Source organism: Streptomyces sp. ID05-39B (assembly GCF_033794725.1).
Lineage (GTDB): Bacteria > Actinomycetota > Actinomycetes > Streptomycetales > Streptomycetaceae > Streptomyces > Streptomyces bobili.
In genome coordinates, this window is record NZ_JARGEF010000023.1 from 26,921 (window position 1) to 42,696 (window position 15,776).

General features: G+C 69.0%; 13 protein-coding genes and 1 riboswitch. Of the genes, 6 read left to right on the forward strand and 7 right to left on the reverse strand.

The annotated features are described in order from the left end of the window. Window positions 1-25: 25 nt before the first annotated feature. The 4 genes from P1P75_RS08400 to P1P75_RS08415 form a co-directional block, all read right to left on the reverse strand. Complete coding sequence (locus P1P75_RS08400) at window positions 26-1,513, reverse strand: glycoside hydrolase family 3 protein (RefSeq protein ID WP_319253095.1); 1,488 nt, start codon at window positions 1,511-1,513, stop codon at window positions 26-28. An 8-nt stretch (window positions 1,514-1,521) separates the two neighbouring features. Next, window positions 1,522-2,424, reverse strand: coding sequence for a carbohydrate ABC transporter permease (locus P1P75_RS08405; protein WP_319253097.1), 903 nt, complete (start codon window positions 2,422-2,424; stop codon window positions 1,522-1,524). Beyond that, on the reverse strand, window positions 2,421-3,410 hold the full coding sequence (locus P1P75_RS08410) for a sugar ABC transporter permease (protein ID WP_319253099.1): 990 nt from the start codon (window positions 3,408-3,410) through the stop codon (window positions 2,421-2,423). The genes P1P75_RS08405 and P1P75_RS08410 overlap by 4 nt, the downstream gene beginning before the upstream one ends. A gap of 122 nt (window positions 3,411-3,532) precedes the next feature. Further along, on the reverse strand, window positions 3,533-4,816 hold the full coding sequence (locus tag P1P75_RS08415; RefSeq protein ID WP_319253101.1) for an extracellular solute-binding protein: 1,284 nt from the start codon (window positions 4,814-4,816) through the stop codon (window positions 3,533-3,535). A gap of 424 nt (window positions 4,817-5,240) precedes the next feature. Here P1P75_RS08415 and P1P75_RS08420 point away from each other — a divergent pair, with 424 nt between their 5' ends. The 5 genes from P1P75_RS08420 to P1P75_RS08440 all read left to right on the forward strand — a co-directional run bounded on the left by P1P75_RS08420 (window position 5,241) and on the right by P1P75_RS08440 (window position 11,919). Then, a complete protein-coding gene (locus tag P1P75_RS08420; RefSeq protein ID WP_319253103.1) occupies window positions 5,241-6,005 on the forward strand; it encodes a GntR family transcriptional regulator in 765 nt (254 codons plus the stop codon). Window positions 6,006-6,229: 224 nt separating this feature from the next. Continuing rightward, complete coding sequence (locus P1P75_RS08425) at window positions 6,230-6,496, forward strand: DUF3311 domain-containing protein (RefSeq protein WP_319253104.1); 267 nt, start codon at window positions 6,230-6,232, stop codon at window positions 6,494-6,496. Beyond that, on the forward strand, window positions 6,493-8,121 hold the full coding sequence (mctP, locus tag P1P75_RS08430) for a monocarboxylate uptake permease MctP (RefSeq protein WP_319253106.1): 1,629 nt from the start codon (window positions 6,493-6,495) through the stop codon (window positions 8,119-8,121). The genes P1P75_RS08425 and mctP overlap by 4 nt, the downstream gene beginning before the upstream one ends. Before the next feature lie 135 nt (window positions 8,122-8,256). Continuing rightward, a riboswitch (cobalamin riboswitch) is annotated at window positions 8,257-8,428 on the forward strand. A gap of 123 nt (window positions 8,429-8,551) precedes the next feature. Then, on the forward strand, window positions 8,552-10,906 hold the full coding sequence (locus P1P75_RS08435; RefSeq protein ID WP_319253108.1) for a ribonucleoside-diphosphate reductase subunit alpha: 2,355 nt from the start codon (window positions 8,552-8,554) through the stop codon (window positions 10,904-10,906). Beyond that, the gene (locus P1P75_RS08440) at window positions 10,906-11,919 is read left to right on the forward strand and encodes a ribonucleotide-diphosphate reductase subunit beta (protein ID WP_319253110.1); all 1,014 of its coding nucleotides are present in this window, start codon (window positions 10,906-10,908) and stop codon (window positions 11,917-11,919) included. Before P1P75_RS08435 ends, P1P75_RS08440 begins: the two co-directional genes overlap by 1 nt. Here P1P75_RS08440 and P1P75_RS08445 read toward each other — a convergent pair. Continuing rightward, on the reverse strand, window positions 11,832-12,068 hold the full coding sequence (locus tag P1P75_RS08445) for a hypothetical protein (protein ID WP_319253112.1): 237 nt from the start codon (window positions 12,066-12,068) through the stop codon (window positions 11,832-11,834). The two genes, P1P75_RS08440 and P1P75_RS08445, sit on opposite strands and share 88 nt — an antisense overlap. A gap of 92 nt (window positions 12,069-12,160) precedes the next feature. On the opposite strand from P1P75_RS08445, the gene P1P75_RS08450 reads away from it, so the two are divergent. Continuing rightward, window positions 12,161-13,126, forward strand: coding sequence for a helix-turn-helix domain-containing protein (locus P1P75_RS08450; RefSeq protein ID WP_319253114.1), 966 nt, complete (start codon window positions 12,161-12,163; stop codon window positions 13,124-13,126). Between the two features lie 46 nt (window positions 13,127-13,172). On the opposite strand, the gene P1P75_RS08455 is transcribed toward P1P75_RS08450, so the two are convergent. Both P1P75_RS08455 and cyc1 read right to left on the reverse strand, forming a co-directional pair. After that, complete coding sequence (locus tag P1P75_RS08455) at window positions 13,173-14,543, reverse strand: cytochrome P450 (protein ID WP_319253116.1); 1,371 nt, start codon at window positions 14,541-14,543, stop codon at window positions 13,173-13,175. Then, entirely contained in the window at window positions 14,540-15,592 is a 1,053-nt protein-coding gene (gene cyc1 / locus P1P75_RS08460; RefSeq protein ID WP_319253139.1) for an epi-isozizaene synthase, read from the reverse strand. The genes P1P75_RS08455 and cyc1 overlap by 4 nt, the downstream gene beginning before the upstream one ends. Window positions 15,593-15,776: the final 184 nt, after the last annotated feature.

Consider the following 15,776-nt stretch of genomic DNA (forward strand, 5'->3'; position numbering starts at 1 on the left):
GGCGCCCTTCGCGTCGTAGGAGCCTCTACGCGCCGGCGATGACCTCTGCCGCCGCTCGTCCGCAGACGCGGGCCGCGCCGTGGGTGGCGAGGTGGAGGGCGCCGCGGGGCGGGGCCTGCGGGACGCCCATCTCGACGACGACCGTGTCGGGGCGGGCGGCGAGGAGGGTGTCCAGGGCCGCCGTCATCCACGGGTGGCGGTGCTCGTCGCGGACCACGGCCACGATCCGCCGCTCCCCCGCCGCGATCAGGGCAGCTCGTCCCGCGTCCTCGCCGGCGAAGCTGCCCGTCTCGGTGCCGGGCAGCAGCCGGGCCAGTTCCGCGGCCACACCCCAGGGGGTCTCGTCGCCGACGGCGATGTTGGCGACCGGGGTGAGGGCGGCGACGTACGGGGCGTCGGTGAGCGGGGTGAAGGGGGCGTCCGCGGTGCGGCGCAGCGCGCGGCGGGCGGCGACGAGGCCGACGTCGGTGGGCGCGCCGGTCCGGTCGGCGCAGGCCGCTGCCGAGGCCGTCCAGCGGGCCAGGGCGCGGACCCGCTGCGCCGCGTCGGCGAGGCGTTCCTCCGGGAGGTCACCGGCCCGGACCGCGGCGACCAGGGCGTCGCGCAGGCGCCGTACCGTCTCGTCGTCGGCGAGGCCGCCGCCCACGCAGATGGCGTCGGCGCCGGCCGCGATGGCGAGGACGCTGCCGTGCTCGATGCCGTAGGTGCCGGCGATCGCCTGCATCTCCATGCCGTCGGTGACGATCAGGCCGTCGTAGCCGAGTTCACCGCGCAGGAGGTCCGTCAGGATGCGGCGGGACAAGGTCGCCGGGTGCTCCGGGTCCAGGGCGGGGACCAGGATGTGGGCGCTCATCACGGCCCGGCTGCCAGCGGCGATGGCCGCGCGGAACGGGGCCAGTTCGCGCTCGGCCAGCACGGCGGGGTCCACGGCGATGCGGGGCAGGGCGAGGTGGGAGTCGACGGCCGTGTCGCCGTGGCCCGGGAAGTGCTTGGTGCAGGCGGCCACGCCCGCTGCCTGGAGGCCGCCGACATAGGCCGCGGTGTGCCGGGCGACCAGGTCGGGGTCGGCGCCGAAGGAGCGTACGCCGATGACCGGGTTGCCCGGGTTGGAGTTCACGTCGGCCGAGGGGGCCCAGTTGAAGTCGACGCCGCAGGCCGCCAGGCGGCGGCCCAGTTCGAAGGCGACCTGCCTGGTGAGGTCGGTGTCGTCGACCGCGCCGAGGGCGTGGTTGCCGGGGAAGCTGGAGCCGTTGCGCACCTCCAGGCGGGTGACGTCGCCGCCCTCCTCGTCGATCGCGACGAGCACGTCGTCACGCTCGGTGCGCAACTGGGTTGTGAGCGCGGCGAGTTGCTCGGGGGAGGCGATGTTGCGGCCGAACAGTCCGACCGAGGCCAGGCCTTCGCCGAGCCGGCGCAGCAGCCAGTCGGGGGCGCTGGTGCCGGCGAAGCCGGGCTGGAGGACCGTCAGGGCGTCACGCGTCAGAGTGTCGGTGCCGCTGGCGAGTGTCGTCATCGGGGGCGTTATCCCTTCACGGCGCCCGCGGTGAGACCCGCGGCCATCTTGCGCTGGACGAGGAGGAACAGCACGACGATCGGGACGGCCATCAGGGTGGCGCCGGCCATCATCGGGGCGTACTCGGTGCCGTGCTTGGTGGTGAAGTTGCCGAGCCAGACGGTCGCGGTCTGGTTCTTCTGGCTGAGCAGCATGAGGGCGTAGAGGTACTCGTTCCAGGCCTGGATGAAGCCGTAGACCGAGGTGGCGACCATGCCGGGGGCGAGCAGTGGGAAGACGACGCGCATGAAGGCGCCTGTGCGGGAGCAGCCGTCGACCATCGCGGCCTCCTCCAGCTCCTTCGGGATGTTGACGATGAAGCCGCGCAGGGTCCACACCGTGAAGGGCAGGATGAAGGTCAGGTAGGTGATGATCAGGCCGGTCAGGCGGTCGTACTGGCCCAGGTCGTTCAGGAGCAGGAAGACCGGGATGATCATGGCGACCAGCGGGACCATCTGGACGGCGAGGATGCCGACGATCACGATCTTGCGGCCGCGGAAGGCGAACCGGGAGATGGCGAGCGCGGCCAGCATGCCGACGACGATGCCGATCAGGACGACCGCGAGCGAGACGAGAAGGCTGCGGGCGACCGGTCCCCAGAAGTCGGCGATGTCCATCGCGCGGCCGAAGTTGGAGAAGGTCAGCGCGGTGGGCAGCAGGCTCGGGTCCGGGTCGATGGCGTCCTTCGCCGGTTTGAACGCCGTGTTGAGCATCCAGTAGACGGGGAAGCCGATGACGACGAACACGAGGAGGCCGAGGAGGTTCCATCCGAGCTTGGGCTTCCGGCGGCCCGAGCCGCTGCCGGAGCCGCTCCTGGCCGGTGCGACGGCGCTTTCGCCGGAGCCGCTCCTCGCCGTGGCGATGGCACTCATTCGACCTCTCCGATCTTCAGCATCTGGCGCATGTACACGGCGACCACACCGAGCAGCAGCAGCACGGTGATCAGGGCGATCGCCGAGCCCTGGCCGTAGTCGTTGACGACGAATGCGCGGTCGTAGGAGTACGTCGTCAGCAGCTGGAACTCGGCTTCGGGGTGGCCGCCCCGCATCACGAAGACCTGCGGGAAGACGCCCATGTCCCAGATGACCGACAGGGTCGTGAGCATCACGATGATCGGCTTGAGGATGGGCAGGGTGACGTACCGGAAGACGCCCCAGGAGCCGGCGCCGTCGAGGCGGGCGGCCTCCTCCAGTTCCTTGGGGACCTGCGTGAGACCGGCGCTGAGGGTGATCACGACGAACGGGACGGCTCCCCAGATCACCAGCAGCATGATCACGGCCAGACCCTGCGGCCCGCTCGCGAACCAGTTGTGGCCGATCATGTCGACGCCGGGCAGCCTGCTCAGGACCGCGTTGAGGATGCCGTAGTCAGCGTCGAACAGCCACTTGAAGACCGTGGTGGCCACGATGATCGGCATGCCCCAGCTGGCCACCAGCGCGATGTTGATGAGCGTCTTCACCCAGCCGGAGACCCGCTGGAGCAGCAGCGCGATCAGCATGCCGAGGACCATCGTGAAGATCACGCAGCCGGCCGCGAAGACGATCGTGCGCACGACGACCGACCAGAACTCGCTGTCGCTCAGGACGTTGGTGAAGTTGTCGAACCCGACCGACTCGGCCGGCTGGAAGCCCCACAGCTGGGACTGGCCGAACTTCTGGAAGGAGAGGGTGACCAGGCGGACGAGCGGATAGCCCATCACGAGCACGAGGATCAGCAGGCAGGGCGCGAGCAGCAGCCAGGGGGTGCCGGCTCCGGCGGAGGCCGCCTTGGGGCGGGGCCGCCGTGGCGCGGACGGCGGTGGCGGTGCCGGCCGCGGCGGCGGCACCTTGGCAGGGGTGGTCGTGTCTGCGGCACTCATCGCGCGCTCCTCAGCGGTCCCTCAGGTCGTACGAAGGCGAAGCCCCGTGGAGTACGGAGGCGGGGCCCTCTCGGTCGTACGGACGGCGGGGCTCCGCCGCAGCGGAGCCCCGTCTCGCGTCACTACTTGGTGTTGATGACCTTGTCGATCTTGGCGTCCGCCTCCTTGGCGGCCTCCTCGACGGTCTTCTTGCCGGTGCCGATGGACTGGAGCATGGTCTGCAGGACCTGGGCCTTCTCGACCTGGCCCCAGCCGGGCGCCATCGGGACGAACCAGTTGGACTCGGCCGCGGTGGCCGGGACGACCGTCTTGGGGTCGTTCTTCAGGGTCGCGAGGTCGGTCTTGTTGTTGGGCAGGTTGCCCTTGGCCATCAGGCCCTTCTGGCCGGCCGGACCGGTGAACGCGTTGATCCACTCGGCGGCGAGTTCCTGTGCGTCCGACTTGACCGGGACGGCGAGGTCGGAGCCGCCCAGGAAGACCGGGAGGTTCTTGCCGGACGGGCCGGGCATCACGAAGTTCTCGAGGTTGCCCTTGAGCTTGCCGCTCTTGTCGTTCTCGGGGGCCTCGGCGGTCGCGCCCTCCCAGGCCGCGCCGAAGATCATGCCGGACTTGCCCTGGCCGTAGACGATGTAACGGTCGGACTCGTCCTTGGTCTTGTCGCCGTGCATGTACGTGTCGACGACGTTCTTGTATTCACCCAGGCCCTTGAGGGACTCCGGGGAGGAGAGGTTGCCCTTCCACTGGCCGCCCTCCTCCTTCGCGATGGAGCCGCCGGCGTCGTAGACGAAGGACATGGCCGCGTACCAGTCACGGGTGGGCTGGTACCAGGAGCTGAACTTGTCGCCCTCCTTCTTCTGGACCTTGTCCAGGGCGGCGGTCAGCTCCGCGTAGGTCTTGGGGGCCGCCTTGACTCCGGCGGAGGCGAAGAGGTCCTTGCGCCAGTTGCCGACGCGGCCACCCGCGTAGTACGGCACGCCGTAGGTCTTGTCCTCGTACGTCACCGAGGCCTTGAGGCCGTCCAGCCAGGCGGAGGAGTTGTCGAACTTGCCGGCGTCGAGGGGGGCGAAGGCGCCCTTGACCATGTAGCCGAGCATCTCGGTGTTGCCCATCTCGACCACGTCGGGCACCTTGTCGGTGGCGAGAACCGCGTCGAGCTTGGCGTTCTTGTCGGGCCAGCCGTAGTACTCGTGGTTGATCTTCACGCCGGGGTGCTTCTTCTGCACCGCCGCGTCGGCGGCCTTGACCAGCTCGGGCCAGTTGTTCTGGGCGTCGACGGTCAGCCAGACCGTCAGTTCCTTGGCGTCGGTGCCCTTGTCCGAGCCACCGCTGTCCTTGTCGTCCCCGCACGCCGCGATGGAGACCATCATGCCCGCGATACCGATCGCGGCTATCAGCTTGCGCTTCACGCCAACCCTCCTCAGGGATGCCACAAACCCCCCTGCCTCCCCGCCGCGGTCGAGCGTCAACGCGTACCGTCCGTGGGACCAGGACCTGGACCAATGGTGTAGACCAGTAAGCCGGAGCTTGGCTCAGACCAATTGGGCTGTCAAGGGTGTTCAACCTGGGTTGAGTCGTCCGTTACGGGACCGCGATATGCAGGGACTTTTCAATTCAAGGGCGGCGCATCGCCCCCTTTCGGGGGACTGGACCAATCGGCCCCGCGCGACCTGCTGGACTAGACCAACAGGGTCCCCAGGGGTATACAGAAGAGATCACGGAGCTCGCGAGGTCACCGCACTGGACACCCCGCCGGCAAACCCGTGCCACGATGTGAGCCGCGGCCGACGGGTTTGTCGGCCGCTTCGGCACCCGGAGCCGGGAAGGCAGGACATGAGCACCGACGTCAGCAGTGCGGAGAACGAGGGTGGGGCGACCGTCCGTACCGCGCGCGTGCCCAAGTACTACCGGCTGAAGAAGCATCTCCTCGACATGACGGAGACGCAGTCGCCCGGCACCCCGGTGCCGCCCGAGCGCACACTGGCGGCCGAATTCGACACCTCGCGCACCACCGTGCGCCAGGCGCTCCAGGAGCTGGTCGTCGAGGGCCGGCTGGAGCGCATCCAGGGCAAGGGCACCTTCGTGGCCAAGCCGAAGGTGTCCCAGTCGCTCCAACTCACCTCGTACACCGAGGACATGCGCGCCCAGGGTCTCGAACCCACCTCGCAGCTGCTGGACATCGGCTACATCACGGCCGACGACCGCCTCGCCGAGCTGCTCGACATCACCACGGGCGGCCGTGTGCTGCGCATCGAGCGGCTGCGCATGGCCAACGGCGAACCGATGGCCATCGAGACCACCCACCTCTCGGCCAAGCGATTCCCGGCCCTGCGCAGGTCTCTGGTGAAGTACACGTCCCTCTACACGGCGCTCGCCGAGGTCTACGGCGTCCACCTCGCCGAGGCCGAGGAGACCATCGAGACCTCCCTGGCCACCCCGCGCGAGGCGGGCCTGCTCGGCACGGACGTCGGTCTGCCGATGCTGATGCTGTCCCGCCACTCCGTGGACAGGGAGGGCCTGCCGGTGGAGTGGGTGCGCTCGGTGTACCGGGGGGACCGGTACAAGTTCGTGGCGCGACTCAAGCGGCCTGTGGACTAGCGGTCTGTGGGCCAGCGGCCGGTGGACCAGCGGCCGGTGGACTGGACGAGCGGTGGACTGGACGGGCGGTTCGGCGGGACGGCTGGGAGTCCGGGGTGATCCCCCGGGACAGCACAGCGTGGAGTATCGGGACCGATATGCGGACGAGGTCTTCCGCTTGGCTTTATCCGTCACCTACATTTCGTGCGCGTTGCACATGATCTGCTAGGGGACGGAGCCGCCCGATGTCAGAAGCCCCAGAAGTGAACAGAGGGCCGGTGGTCACGCCTTTGCGCGTCGCCATCGTCCTCTGTCTGTTCGCACCCTTCGTGGCGATGCTGTGGGTCGGCTCGTATGCGAAGACCGACCCCACGTTCATCGGCATCCCCTTCTTCTACTGGTACCAGATGCTGTGGGTGCTGCTCTCCACCCTGCTCACGGTGACCGCGTACAAGCTGTGGCAGTTCGACCAGCGCGGCCGCAGGAACCAGGGCGGAGGTGCGGCGAAGTGAACGACGGCGTGAACGGCGTGGCACTCGCCGTCTTCATCTTCTTCTTCCTGGCCGTCACCGTCATGGGTTTCCTGGCGGCCCGCTGGCGCAGGGCCGACGACGAGCACAGCCTCGACGAATGGGGCTTGGGCGGCCGGTCCTTCGGTACCTGGGTCACCTGGTTCCTGCTCGGCGGCGACCTGTACACGGCCTATACGTTCGTGGCGGTCCCGGCGGCGATCTACGCGGCCGGCGCGGCGGGCTTCTTCGCGGTGCCGTACACGATCCTCGTCTACCCGCTGATCTTCACGTTCCTGCCGCGCCTGTGGTCGGTCTCGCACAAGCACGGGTACGTGACGACCTCGGACTTCGTGCGCGGCCGGTTCGGCTCCAAGGGGCTGTCCCTGGCCGTGGCCGTCACGGGCATCCTGGCCACCATGCCGTACATCGCGCTCCAACTGGTCGGCATCCAGGCCGTACTGGACGTGATGGGCGTCGGCGGCGGCGAGGACACCAACTGGTTCGTCAAGGACCTGCCGCTGCTGATCGCCTTCGGCGTGCTCGCGGCGTACACCTACTCCTCGGGCCTGCGGGCTCCCGCGCTGATCGCGTTCGTGAAGGACACGCTGATCTACATCGTCATCGCGGTGGCGATCATCTACATCCCGATCAAGCTGGGCGGGTTCGACGACATCTTCGCCAAGGCGAGCGACGCCTTCGCGCAGCCCAACCCGGCGACGGGCGCGCCGCGCGGTGCGCTGGTGCCGGGCGACGCGGGCCAGTGGACGTACGCGACGCTGGCGTTGGGCTCCGCGCTGGCGCTGTTCATGTACCCGCACTCGATCACCGCGACGCTGTCCTCGCGCAGCCGTGAGGTGATCCGCCGCAACACCACCATCCTGCCGCTGTACTCGCTCATGCTGGGTCTGCTCGCCCTGCTGGGCTTCATGGCGATCGCGGCCGGGGTGAAGGTCAAGAACGGGCAGCTGGCGATCCCGCAGTTGTTCGAGGACATGTTCCCGGACTGGTTCGCGGGCGTGGCGTTCGCGGCGATCGGCATCGGCGCGCTGGTGCCGGCGGCGATCATGTCCATCGCGGCGGCGAACCTCTTCACCCGCAACATCTACAAGGACTTCATCAAGCCGGACGCCACACCCAGGGAGGAGACCCGTGTCTCCAAGCTGGTCTCGCTCCTGGTGAAGGTGGGCGCGCTGGTCTTCGTCCTCACCATGGACAAGACGGTCGCCATCAACTTCCAGCTCCTGGGCGGCATCTGGATCCTGCAGACCTTCCCGGCCCTGGTCGGCGGCCTGTTCACCCGATGGTTCCACCGCTGGGCGCTGCTGGCCGGCTGGGCGGTCGGCATGGTCTACGGCACGGTCGCGGCGTACGGCGTCGCCTCCCCCTCCCAGAAGCACTTCGGCGGTTCGTCGAAGGAGATCCCCGGAATCGGTGAGATCGGCTACATCGGCCTCACGGCGTTCGTGCTGAACGTGGTGGTGACGGTGGTGCTCACCTTCGTCTTGAAGGCGCTGAAGGCCCCGGAGGGCGTCGACGAGACGTCCCCTTCGGACTACACGGCGGACGCCGGGGACCCGGGCGTCAAGGCGGAGCTGCCCCCGGCCACGGCGGGGGCAGGGCACTAGCGGGAGGGAGCACCCCTCGTACGCATCCCGCAGCGGGCCGCCGAAGGCAAGTCGCCTCGGCGGCCCGTTGTCGTACGGTGCGCTCCCGCCGAAGCGCACCTATGAGTTGACGCTGCGAAGCCAGCCCGACACAACATCTGGGGGTCGCACGGCGGCCCGGCACAAGATGTATGCTCATGCTCGCTGTCGCCGCAGGGGAATCCGGTGCGAATCCGGAACTGTCCCGCAACGGTGTACTTGCGTGCGTACCTCTGCATTTGCGCACGCATGGTCAGTCCGAGCACCTGCCGGCAGCGCACCCGGTCCGTCCGGCTCGGGTGCCCTGACGTCCGGGCCTCGCGGAATGGGCCGGTGGACGCGACGCGCCCCCGCGCTCGTGTGCTGCCCCCTGCCCTGCGCAAGGCCCTCGCCGAGCGAGGGAGAGCCCCACGTGACCATCGCGCCAGCCGAACCGGTTTCAGCAGCCCTGGAGACCGACGGTCCCGGAGCCTCATTGCTGCGGACGCTGACCGAGCTGACCGCCGACCTTCCCGACGCCGACCCCGGCCGGGTCGCCGCCGCCGCACTGCGGGGCCGGTCCGCGCGGGCGGACGAGCCGGAGCTGCGCGAGCTGGCCACGGAGGCGGCCGCCGGTCTGATCTCCGAGGATCCCGCCTACTCCCGGCTGGCCGCCCGGCTGCTGACGATCGGCATCCGCGCCGAGGCCGCCTCGCAGGGCGTCACCTCCTTCACCGAGTCCGTGGCCGTCGGCCACCGCGAGGGCCTGATCGCCGACCGCACCGCCGAGTTCGTCCGGCTGCACGCGGCCCGGCTCGACGCGCTGGTGGACACGGGCGCCGACGACCGCTTCGGCTACTTCGGCCTGCGCACCCTGTACGGCCGCTACCTGCTGCGCCACCCGATCACCCGCAAGGTGGTCGAGACGCCCCAGTACTTCCTGCTGCGGGTGGCGAGCGGCCTGGCCGAGGACGACACGGCGAGGTCCGTCGACGAGGTCTCCGCGCTCTACACGCTGATGAGCCGCCTGGACTATCTGCCGTCCTCCCCCACCCTGTTCAACTCCGGCACCCGGCACCCCCAGATGTCGTCCTGCTACCTCCTCGACTCCCCGCTGGACGAGCTGGACTCCATCTACGACCGCTACCACCAGGTCGCCCGCCTCTCCAAGCACGCCGGCGGCATCGGTCTGTCGTACAGCCGCGTCCGTTCCCGCGGGTCGCTCATCCGCGGCACCAACGGGCACTCCAACGGCATCGTGCCGTTCCTGAAGACCCTGGACGCCTCGGTCGCCGCCGTGAACCAGGGCGGCCGGCGCAAGGGCGCCGCCGCGGTCTACCTGGAGACCTGGCACTCCGACATCGAGGAGTTCCTGGAGCTGCGCGACAACACCGGTGAGGACGCCCGCCGTACGCACAACCTCAACCTCGCGCACTGGATCCCCGACGAGTTCATGCGCCGGGTCGACGCCGACGGTCAGTGGTCCCTGTTCTCCCCGGCCGACGTGCCCGAGCTGGTCGACCTGTGGGGCGCGGAGTTCGACGCGGCCTACCGCGCGGCGGAGGCCCGGGGGCTGTCGCGGAAGACCATCCCTGCACGTGACCTGTACGGCCGCATGATGCGCACCCTCGCGCAGACCGGCAACGGCTGGATGACGTTCAAGGACGCCGCCAACCGCACCGCCAACCAGACCGCCGAGCCGGGTCATGTCGTCCACTCCTCGAACCTGTGCACGGAGATCCTGGAGGTCACCGACGACGGGGAGACGGCGGTCTGCAACCTGGGCTCGGTGAACCTGGGCGCGTTCGTGGTCGGCCACGACCTCGACTGGGAGCGGCTGGACGAGACCGTCCGCACCGCCGTCACCTTCCTGGACCGCGTCGTCGACATCAACTTCTATCCGACCGAGCAGGCGGGCCGCTCCAACTCCCGCTGGCGTCCGGTCGGTCTGGGCGCGATGGGCCTCCAGGACGTCTTCTTCAAGCTGCGGCTGCCCTTCGACTCGCCCGAGGCCAGGGCCCTCTCCACCCGGATCGCCGAGCGCATCATGCTCGCCGCGTACGAGGCCTCCGCCGACCTCGCCGAGCGCAACGGCCCGCTGCCCGCCTGGGAGAAGACCCGCACCGCGCGGGGAGTGCTGCACCCCGACCACTACGGCGTCGAGTTCAGCTGGCCGGAGCGCTGGGCGGCGCTGCGGGAGCGGATCGCGGTGACCGGCATGCGCAACTCGCTGCTCCTGGCCATCGCTCCGACCGCCACCATCGCCTCGATCGCCGGTGTGTACGAGTGCATCGAGCCGCAGGTCTCCAACCTGTTCAAGCGCGAGACGCTGTCCGGCGAGTTCCTCCAGGTCAACTCCTACCTGGTGCGGGAGCTCAAGGAGCTGGGTGTCTGGGACGCCCGCACCCGCGAGGCGCTGCGCGAGGCGAGCGGCTCGGTCCAGGGGTTCACCTGGATCCCCGAGGACGTGCGGGCCTTGTACCGCACGGCGTGGGAGATCCCGCAGCGCGGTCTGATCGACATGGCCGCCGCGCGCACCCCGTACCTGGACCAGGCGCAGTCCCTGAACCTGTTCCTCGAGACGCCGACCATCGGCAAGCTCTCCTCGATGTACGCGTACGCCTGGAAGTCGGGGCTGAAGACGACGTACTACCTGCGCTCGCGCCCGGCGACCCGCATCGCCCGCGCCGCCCAGGCGCAGGCCCCCATCCCCGTGCAGCAGCCGGCCCCCGAAGAGGCCGTCGCCTGCTCCCTTGAGAACCCCGAGTCCTGCGAGGCCTGCCAGTAATGCGAGACAACCAGAAGAACCTGCTCGACCCGGGCTTCGAACTGACCCTGCGTCCCATGCGCTACCCCGACTTCTACGAGCGCTACCGGGACGCCATCAAGAACACCTGGACCGTCGAGGAGGTCGACCTCCACTCGGACGTCACCGACCTCGCGAAGCTGACGCCCGCCGAGCAGCACCTGATCGGCCGGCTGGTCGCGTTCTTCGCGACGGGCGACTCGATCGTCTCGAACAACCTGGTGCTCACGCTCTACAAGCACATCAACTCCCCCGAGGCACGGCTCTACCTGAGCCGGCAGCTGTTCGAGGAGGCCGTGCACGTCCAGTTCTACCTGACCCTGCTGGACACCTACCTCCCCGACCCGGAGGACCGCGCCGCCGCCTTCGACGCGGTCGAGAGCATCCCCTCCATCCGCGAGAAGGCCGAGTTCTGCTTCCGCTGGATGGACTCGGTGGAGAAGCTGGACCGGCTGGAGTCGGTGTCCGACCGCCGCCGTTTCCTGCTCAACCTGATCTGCTTCGCCGCGTGCATCGAGGGCCTGTTCTTCTACGGCGCCTTCGCCTACGTCTACTGGTTCCGCAGCCGGGGTCTGCTGCACGGCCTCGCCACCGGCACCAACTGGGTGTTCCGTGACGAGACCATGCACATGTCCTTCGCGTTCGAGGTCGTCGACACCGTCCGCAAGGAGGAGCCGGAGCTGTTCGACGACCGGCTCCAGGAGCAGGTCACCGACATGCTGCGGGAGGCCGTCGAGGCCGAGCTGCAGTTCGCGCGCGACCTGTGCGGGGACGGCCTGCCGGGTATGAACACCGACTCGATGCGCCAGTACCTGGAGTGCGTCGCCGACCAGCGGCTGAGCCGCCTCGGCTTCGCCCCGGTGTACGGCTCGGAGAACCCGTTCTCCTTCATGGAGCTGCAGGGTGTTCAGGAGCTGACCAACTTCTTCGAGCGTCGGCCGTCGGCGTACCAGGTCGCGGTGGAGGGCACGGTCGACCTGGACGAGGACTTCTGAGACCGGGCGGTCCGAGACCGGGCGGCCCGGGTCCGCGCCTCGCGCAGTTGGCGGTCGACCCGGCGTTCGTGGGCCAGCCCCACGAGCGCCGGGCCCGCGAGGAGGAGGAAGAGGACCAGGACGGTGAGGGCTTCGGTGAGTGCGTTCATGAGGTAAGCATCGTGCTCTCATGACACTCCTGACAGTGGCAGGACTGCCGTACACCTTCAAATTCCTGCCACTACGGGTGCACACTGGCCGCATGCTGAAGAACGTGGCCGCGATCCTCCTCGACGGCGTGCACCCCTTCGAACTCGGAGTCGTCTGCGAGGTGTTCGGCATCGACCGCAGCGACGAGGGGCTGCCCGTCTACGACTTCGCCATCGCCTCGGCCGAGGGGCCGACCCTGTCCACCCCGCACGCCGGCTTCACGATGAGCACCTCTCACGGCCTCGAACGGCTGGAGAGCGCCGACCTGATCGCCGTGCCTGCCGGGGACACGTACACGGCACGGGAGTTCCCGCCCGAGCTGCTCGACGCGCTGCGCCGGGCCGTGGACCGCGGAACCCGGGTGCTGAGCGTGTGCTCCGGGGTGTTCGTGCTGGCCGCGGCGGGACTCCTGGACGGGCGGCGCTGCGCGGTGCACTGGCGGCACGCGCAACAGCTCGCCCGCGAGTACCCGCGCACGACCGTCGAACCAGACGTGCTCTACGTCGACGAGGACCCGGTGATCACCTCGGCCGGCACGGCCGCCGGCATCGACGCCTGCCTGCACCTCGTGCGCAAGGAGCAGGGCCCCGAGGTCGCCAACGGCATCGCCCGCCGGATGGTCGTACCGCCGCACCGGGACGGCGGCCAGGCGCAGTACATCCAGCGGCCGCTGCCACGCTCGACCTGCGACACCGTGGGCGAGGTGCTCGCCTGGATGGAGCAGCACCTCGACCAGGAGGTCACCGTCGAGCAGCTCGCCGCCCGCGCCCACATGGCGCCGCGCACCTTCGCCCGCCGCTTCCAGCAGGAGACCGGCACGACGCCCTACCGCTGGATCCTGCGCCAGCGGGTGCTGCTCGCCCAGCATCTCCTGGAGGCGTCCGACGAGACGGTGGACGCGATCGCCTGGCGGACCGGCTTCGGCACGGCGGGCGCGCTGCGGCACCAGTTCGTCCGGGCGCTGGGCACCACCCCGAACGCCTACCGGCGTACGTTCCGGGGCCCGGAGGCCGCCTGAACGCACGCCGGCAGGGGGACGGTCCCAGAGCCTGTGTCACAGGCTCTCACCGTGGGACGGGCTTGAGCCGCAGTCGTTGCGGACGCAGCGTGATGCCCACCCGGGTCGCGTCGACCGAGCCGGGGACCTGCTCGAAGCGGTAGCCGTCCGCGAGCACCGCCGTGACCAGCGTGAGCAGGGCCATCGAGAAGTGGTCGCTCGGGCACTTGCGGTTGCCCACGCTGAACGGCCGCATCGCGTACTTCGGGATGTCCTTCGACCGCTCCGGGAGCCAGCGGTCGGGGTCGAAGTCGAGGTGCCGCTCGTAGGACCGCGGGTCGCGCTGGATCGCGTACGGGCTGTACACGATGTCGGCACCGGCCGGAATGCGATAGCCACCGAGTTCGGTCTCGGTGACCGCCCGCCGCGTCAATATCCATACGGCGGGACGCAAACGCATGGCCTCGATGACGACGTTGTTCGTGTGCGTGAGCCTGCGGACGTCGTCGAATGCGACGGGTCGCCCTCCTGTGACCTCGCGCACCTCGGCGCACACTTTCTCCGCCTGTTCCGGGTGGTCCGCGAGAACCAGCAACAGGGACATGATCGTGGAAGCGATGGTTTCGCTGCCGGGGGTGAGGATCGCGACGACCTGGTCGTGGATCTCCTGTTCCCCGATCGGGTCGCCATTGTCGTCCTTCGCCTCCAGCAATGCCGTCAGCAAATCGTCCGGCTTTTGACCGGATGCCCGGCGTTCGGCGACGATCTCGTCGACCAGGAGATGCAAATCGGCCAGGGCCCGGTTGAATTCGCGGTTGGCCGGGAGCGGCAGCCTGTAGAGCGGTCCGAGCGGTACCACCATGCGGTGGTACATCCCCTGGAAGACGCTGGCGAGCGCGATGCACAGGCGCTCGGCCCGCTCGTCCATGAACTGCCCGCGCAGCAGGCAGCGGGCCGCCACCCGCACCGCTATCCGGAACGACTCCGAGGTGCAGTCGATCGTCTCGCCGCCCTTCCACCGCTCGACGAGCGCGCGCGTCTCCTCCTCCATGATGGGCCCGTAGGCGGGGATGGCGTCGAGCCGGAACGCGGGCTGGATCGTGCGCCGCTGACGGCGGTGGAGCGGACCGTTGGCGGTGGCCACGCCCTCCTTGCCGAGCAGTCCCTCCAGGGACTCCCACAGCGGTCCGGCGATGATGTAGTCGGGGCTGAGGGCCATCGCCCCGGTGAGGGCCGGCGTGGTGACGGCGTACACCGTCTTCGGTCCGAGCTTGATGCGGACGACGTCGCCGTGGTCGCGCAGCTGGCTCATGAAGGCCAGCGGGTCACGGGCGAGCTTCCAGCCGTGGCCGAGAAGCGGAACCCCGCCGCCGGCCAGTGGCGGCTCACGCAGTCCGGATGCCTCGGGTGTCACGGGTTTGACGGACTCGACGGTCATTTCTCACCTGCCGCTTCGTTGTTGACGTACGGGGGCGTGGACCGGTCGTCCCAGCTGTCGACCATGTAGCGGCCGGACTCGTGGTGGAACCAGTAGACGGAACTGAACCAGTTCCGCATATTCGCGAGACAGGCCCGTACGGCGGCGCCGAGTTCTTTTCCGTGGACCGTCCCGTCGGCGAGCCGGTCGGCCAGCCGTAAGACGTCCTTCTCGACGACGAGGAATTCTGATATGGATTCCTCGACGCGCCGCCTGACTTCCTCGACCGCCTCTTCGAGTGTCAGTCCCTCATGAGTGATGAGACTGATGCCGAGATTGTGCACCTCGTCGCCCGCGATTTCCTTCGGGAGTGAACAGAGGTCGTTGTACCAGGCGGCGAATTCCTGACTCAGCAGAGCCGCACGCCGATAGGCCGGGTGTTTCCGTACGGTGTCCGGGAGTTCGCATCCCGCACTCGGTTCCAGCAGATCCGTCCAGATCCAGTGCGCGAAGGTGAGCCGGCGCAGGGCCAGATACTCGTCGACGCCCGGGACGCGCCCTTCCGCCCGGTTGTGGAATTCCCGGTCGTACGCCTCGATCACCTCGTGGAAGTGGCGGGCGAACCGCGCGTTCCACGTCTCGGGGAGGAAGGAGTACAGCCGGCCCACGCTGTCCGCGAGTCCGGCGACCAGCGGATCCTCGTGTCGCAGGTGCTCCGCCGGGAAGTCGAGGGCCGCGTGCAGTCGGCGCCTCAACTGCCGCCAGGCGGCGGCCCGGCCGTGCACGACGTCACGGTCGTGCCGGTCGTCCCAGACGAAGAACCACGCGCTGTAGTCGGCGATGGCCTGCATGACCTCGTCGGGTGCGCCGAGGTAGTAACCCGCCATCAGGTCGGTGTAGCACAGGCCGTCGGCATATTCCGCTACCTTGTCCGGCGGCATGAGCCGCTTTTCCAGCAGCCACGAGCGAGTGTTCTCCTGCAGCCGAGGCCAATACGGATGCAGTTGCCGGGGAAACACCGCCTCGATGACCGGAAGAGAGAGCGATGGCGGAACCGCGACCGCGGTCACGGTCCCCGCGGTGCGGTATGTGGTGCGGTATGTGGTGCTGTATGGGAAAGCTGGCACGAACAACCCCTCTCAGCCGCCAGTTGACACACGCCCCTCCCGCCGTGCCGGGCGTGCGCCGTTGCGTATCCCCGCACTTCCCATTCAGCACCACAACTGACCGTTCTGGGAACGGATTTGCTTCATT